Consider the following 5527-nt stretch of genomic DNA (forward strand, 5'->3'; position numbering starts at 1 on the left):
CAGCACCTCCTTGGCCAGCTGGCCGAGCGCCTGACCGAGCTGGGAACCGAACGCCAGCCCGCCCATCTGGCCGAGCATGCCGACCATCGGCCCGGCGAACTGCTTGGCCTCCTCGGGCAACTGCGCCGTCCACATGCCCGAGATCTGCTCGGCCACTGGATCGCACAGGCGCTTCCAGGTGGGCAGCGTCTCCTCGATCCAGTCGTTCGGGGTCCACGCGACCGTCTTGGTGGCGCCCGCGGGCAGCACCGTGGCGCCGTCGAGCCACAGTTCGGCCAGGTGCGCCGCGTCGGTCACCGCGGTCGTGGTCCCCGACGCGATCGGGGCGATGGTGGAGCCGAGCTGCTGGCGGGCCAGTCGCTTGGCGACGTCGTAGTTGACCGGGCCGGACTGCGCGCCGCCGGGACCCATGCCCTGGCCCATGCCGCTGATCATCTGCCCGAGCTGGCTCAGCATCTGGCCCAGCTGCGACGGATCGAAGCCGCCCGCACCGCCGGCGCCGCCCGCTCCGAACCCGAACGGATCGTTTCCGCCGGGTCCGTTGCCCTCGTCGCGACGCTTGCCGGAATCGTCGTCGTCGCCGGTCGAGAAGCCGAAGGGGAGATCGCTCATACCTCTTACGTTACGCGGGACCCCCGGGCCCACGGTGTTCGCGCATCGCGAAATCGCGCGACGACGCCCACGCCGTAAAGCGTGCCACTGCCGTCGGTCACGGGCGTTGATCACTACTGTGGTCCGAGTGAATCGTCGGATCCTCACCCTGATCGTCGCCCTCGTCCCTGTCCTCGTGCTCGGTGTGGCAGGCAGCGTGGTCACCGTGCCGTTCGTCGCGCTGGGCCCCGGCCCCACCTTCGACACCCTCGGCCAGGTCGAGGGCAAGCAGGTGGTCGATGTCACCGGCGCGCCACTGGATCCCACGAGCGGGCACCTGAACATGACGACCGTGTCGGTGCGCGACGGGCTGAACCTGTTCGAGGCGTTCGGGTTCTGGGCCAGCGGTGAGCACGGCCTTGTCCCACGCGCCGAGGTGTACCCGCCCGGCGTGTCACGCGAGGAGGTCGACAAGTCCAACCAACAGGACTTCAAGGATTCCGAGAGCGATGCCGAGGTCGCCGCGCTGCACTACCTGAAGATGCCGACGGTCGTGCTGGTCCGCGGACTCGGCGAGCAAGGCCCGGCCAACGGCGTGCTCGAGGTCGGTGACGAGCTGATCAGCATCGACGGCGCCCCGATCACCGCGCCCAAGGACGTGATCGACATCGTCGGCACCAAGGCGCCCGGCGCCACCATCACCGTCGTCCACCGTCGCGGCGATCTCGAGCTGACCAGTCCGATCACCCTGGCGGCTCGTCCCGGCGACGAGGCGAAGGGCTACCTCGGCATCACCCCGGGTGAAGGCGGACGTCCGCCGTTGCAGGTCGAGTTCAACCTCGCCGATATCGGCGGACCGTCGGCCGGCCTGATGTTCAGCCTCTCGCTGATCGACAAGCTCTCGCCGGGCGAACTCAACGGCGGCAAGTTCGTCGCGGGCACCGGCACCATCGACCAGGACGGCAAGGTCGGTCCGATCGGTGGCATCCAGTACAAGATGATCGCGGCGCGCGAGGCAGGCGCGGAAACCTTCCTGGTCCCCGCCGACAACTGCAACGAGGCCGGTCAGCGTGCTCCGGAGGGCCTGCGCTTGGTGAAGGTCGACACCCTCGACAGCGCGATCGCCGGACTGGCCGAGATCAACGCGGGTCGCGAGCCGATCGGCTGCAAGTAGTCACTCCAGCGTGTGATGCAGGGCCTCGACCAGGCCCGGTGCCAGGTTGGGGTAGGTGCGCAGGTCGAGGTCGCCGAAGCCGTCGTCGTCCTCGGGACGGATCTGCAGCAGGCACAGGGTGGCGCCCTGGCGCAGTACCCCCGCGATGAGCCGGGCGTCGCGCCGACCCGGGTGCGCGTGCGCGGCGGCGCGCCCGGCCGCGTCGGCGGCCTCGTCATCGGCGAGTAGCGGAACCAGCGCTTCGTCGAGATCGCTCTCGGCGTCGGGCGGCAGCACCACGATCTCCTGCACCAGCACGCAGCCTTCGACCGCGGGCGGCCAGGTGGTGGTGGCCAGGAACTCGTCCAGCGCCATCGACCCGCCGGTGATGTCGTCGGGGAAGGCTTCCTGGGCCACGGGGGTCAGCTCGCTGCCGTCGTCGAGCTGGTCTTGCAGGTCCGGTTCGGCCGCGGCCAGGTCGGCGGTCGGCACCAACGCGAACATCTGCGGCGGGTTTCCCCAGCCCTCGGCGTCGGCGAACTCGACGACCTCGCGCACACAGCGGGCGAGGAGAACTTCGGCGTGCTCGTCTTCGGTCACCCGCACATCCAATCATTTTCGGCCCAGACGCTTGCACGGTGTCCGATTTCCGTAGAGTGGGCGCAAACGGTCCGGCAACGGATCTCCCGCAATATTCGGACTGCGGTGACTGCGCCGATCACGGTGTGGAACCGCCGGAGCATGGAGAGTGGCACCGTGGGCATGCGGCCCCCCACCGGCTTACCTTCGTTGTCCCGACGCAGCCGTGTGCTGCTGGTGACAGCAGTCGTCCTCGCGGCGCTGCTGCTGCTCGGGCCCCGCTTCACCGATGCCTATACCAATTGGTTGTGGTTCGGTGAGGTCGGTTATCGCAGTGTGTATCTCGGCGTGTTGCGCACGAGGCTGATGCTGTTCGTGGTCGTCGCGTTGCTCGTCGGCCTGGTGGTCTGGGCGGCGCTGCTGCTGGCCTATCGGTCACGTCCGGTCTTCGTGCCGGTCGCGGGGCCCAACGATCCGATCGCGCGCTACCGCACGACCGTGATGAGCAAGCTGCGGCTGTTCGGCGTCGGTATCCCGGTGCTGCTCGGCGTACTGTCGGGTTTGGTCGCGCAGTCGAACTGGGCGACGGTGCAGCTGTTCCTGCACGGTGGCGAGTTCGGTCAGCAGGACCCGCAGTTCCATCTCGACATCGGCTTCTACACCTTCGATCTGCCGTTCTACCGGATGGTGCTGAACTGGCTGTTCGTCGCCGTGGTGATCGCGTTCTTCGCGAACCTGGTGACCCACTATGTGTTCGGCGGCTTGCGGCTGGCCGGGCGTGAAGGCACCCTCACCAGGGCAGCGCGCGTGCAGCTCGCGGTGATCGCGGGAATCTTCGTGCTGCTCAAGGCGGTGGCGTACTGGTTCGACCGGTACGACCTGTTGTCGAGTACGCGTAAGGAGCCGACGTTCGGCGGTCCGTCGTTCACCGATATCAACGCGGTGCTGCCCGCCAAGCTGATCCTGCTGTCGATCGCGGTGATCTGCGCGATGGCGTTCTTCGCCGGGATCGTGCTGCGCGATCTGCGGGTTCCCGCGATGGCGGCCGCGCTGCTGGTGCTGTCGTCGATCCTGGTCGGTGCGGTGTGGCCGATGGTGGTCGAGCAGTTCTCGGTGCGCCCCAACGCCGCGGAGAAGGAAAGTCCGTATATCGAGCGCAATATCCAGGCGACTCGCGAGGCGTACGGGATCACCGACGACAAGGTCGAGTATCAGAACTACCAGGGCGAGAGCAGGAAGAGCCCGCTCGAGGTGCCTGCCGACGCGGCCACCATCGGCAACGCCCGACTGCTCGACCCGAATATCCTCTCGCCGACCTTCACCCAGCTCCAGCAGCGCAAGAACTTCTACGGCTTCCCCGAGTCGCTCGACATCGACCGCTACAGCCTCAACGGCGACGTCCAGGACTACATCGTGGCCGCGCGTGAGCTGCATCCGGCCGCGCTGTCGGGCAACCAGAAGGACTGGATCAACCAGCACACCGTCTACACCCACGGCAACGGCTTCGTCGCCGCGCCCGCCAACCGGGTCAACAAGCCGCAGTCCGAGGCCCAGAGTGCCACGGGCGGCAGTGATTCGGGCTATCCGCTGTTCATGGTGAGCGACCTGTTCACCAAGGTCGAAGACCAGCAGATCAAGGTCGAGCAGCCGCGGATCTACTACGGCGAGCTGATCGCCCAGACCGATCCCGACTACGCCATCGTCGGCACCGCGGAGGGCCAGGCGCCGCGGGAGTACGACTCCGATCAGGCGCAGTTCACCTACGACGGCAGCGGTGGCGTGCCGATCGGGAACTGGTTCAACCGGTTGGCCTTCGCGGCCAAGTACGCCGAGCGCAACATCTTGTTCTCCTCGGCGATCAGCGAGGACTCCAAGATCCTGTTCAACCGCGGTCCGCGCGACCGGGTACAGAAGGTCGCGCCGTGGTTGACCACCGACGGCAACGCCTACCCCGCGGTCGTCGGCGAGCGTGTGGTCTGGATCGTCGATGCCTACACCACGCTGGACAAGTACCCCTACGCCCAGCCGACGTCGCTCGACGGCGCGGTCGAGGACAGCATCGACAAGAAGACCGGGCGGGTCATCCCGCGCAAGGAGGTCAGCTACATCCGTAACTCGGTGAAGGCCACCGTCGACGCGTACGACGGCACCGTCACCCTGTACGAGACCGACACCACCGACCCGGTGCTCAAGGCCTGGCGCGGCGTGTTCCCCGATGCGGTGAAGCCGCAGAGCGAGATCTCGCCCGAGCTGCGCGCGCACTTCCGCTACCCGGAGGACCTGTTCAAGGTCCAGCGCGACATGCTCACGAAGTACCACGTGGACAACCCGCGTGAGTTCTTCACCAACAACGCGTTCTGGTCGGTGCCCAGTGATCCGACCATCGAGGGCGGCACGTTCAACCAGCCCCCGTATTACGTGTTGCTGGGTGACCCGAAGACCAACAAGCCGGTGTTCAACCTGACCTCGGCGATGGTCGGCTACAACCGGCAGTTCCTCTCGGCCTACATCTCGGTGCGGTCGGACCCCGACGGGTACGGCAAGTTCACCGTGTTGCAGCTGCCGGTGGAAACGCAGACGCAGGGCCCGCAGCAGACACAGAACTCGATGACCACCGCCGACGCGGTCTCCCGAGAGAAAACCCTGCTGTCGAACTCGAACAAGATCCGCTACGGCAACTTGCTCACGCTGCCGGTGGCCGACGGCGGCATCCTCTACGTGGAGCCGTTCTACAACGAGCGCAACACCGGTTCGTCGACCTTCCCGCAGCTGCTTCGCGTGCTGGTGAGCTATCGCGACGCGGCGGGCAGCGTGAAGGTGGGCTACGCGCCGACGCTGGCCGAGGCGCTGAACCAGGTGATGCCGGGTGCGGGTTCGCTGGCGACGCCGTTCGGTGGCGATCCGTCGGTGAAGCCGAAACCGGGGGCGATCCCGCCGGTCGACCAGGGCGCGGTCACTCCGCCCGGTAACGGCACCACGCCGCAGCCGGGGACGACGCCGCCCGCTGGATCGACGCAGGAGGCCGCGGCCGCCGAGCTGAGCCGCAAGATCGAGGCGGTGCGCACGGCGATGCGGACGGGCAACTTCACCGATTTCGGTAAGGCGCTGGAAGAGCTGGACGCCGCGGTGAAGGCGTATCAGGACGCAGGCGGCCGGTAGCCGACCGCCGCATAGCAGCAAGAAAGGCCCCGTCTGGTCGACGGG

The 5527-nt window shown here is 67.5% G+C and carries 4 protein-coding genes; 2 read left to right on the forward strand and 2 right to left on the reverse strand.

What is annotated here, in order from left to right:
* Window positions 1-612, reverse strand: a 612-nt coding sequence (locus ACFWF3_RS22245) for a zinc-dependent metalloprotease (RefSeq protein WP_379315125.1), incomplete at its 3' end; no start/stop codon positions are given.
* Window positions 613-739: 127 nt separating this feature from the next.
* Between ACFWF3_RS22245 and ACFWF3_RS22250 the strand changes: the two genes are divergently transcribed.
* Window positions 740-1765 carry a PDZ domain-containing protein gene (locus ACFWF3_RS22250; protein ID WP_379315126.1) on the forward strand — a complete coding sequence of 342 codons (1026 nt, stop codon included), beginning with the start codon at window positions 740-742 and terminating at the stop codon, window positions 1763-1765.
* Here the strand turns inward: ACFWF3_RS22250 and ACFWF3_RS22255 are convergent, their stop codons facing one another.
* On the reverse strand, window positions 1766-2344 hold the full coding sequence (locus ACFWF3_RS22255) for a PPA1309 family protein (protein WP_266292347.1): 579 nt from the start codon (window positions 2342-2344) through the stop codon (window positions 1766-1768).
* A 156-nt stretch (window positions 2345-2500) separates the two neighbouring features.
* Between ACFWF3_RS22255 and ACFWF3_RS22260 the strand changes: the two genes are divergently transcribed.
* Window positions 2501-5482: a UPF0182 family protein gene (locus tag ACFWF3_RS22260; RefSeq protein ID WP_379315127.1), complete on the forward strand. Its 2982-nt coding sequence runs from the start codon at window positions 2501-2503 to the stop codon at window positions 5480-5482.
* Window positions 5483-5527 lie beyond the last annotated feature (45 nt).

This window comes from Nocardia sp. NPDC060220, from assembly GCF_042727815.1.
In the GTDB taxonomy this organism is placed as follows: Bacteria; Actinomycetota; Actinomycetes; order Mycobacteriales; family Mycobacteriaceae; genus Nocardia.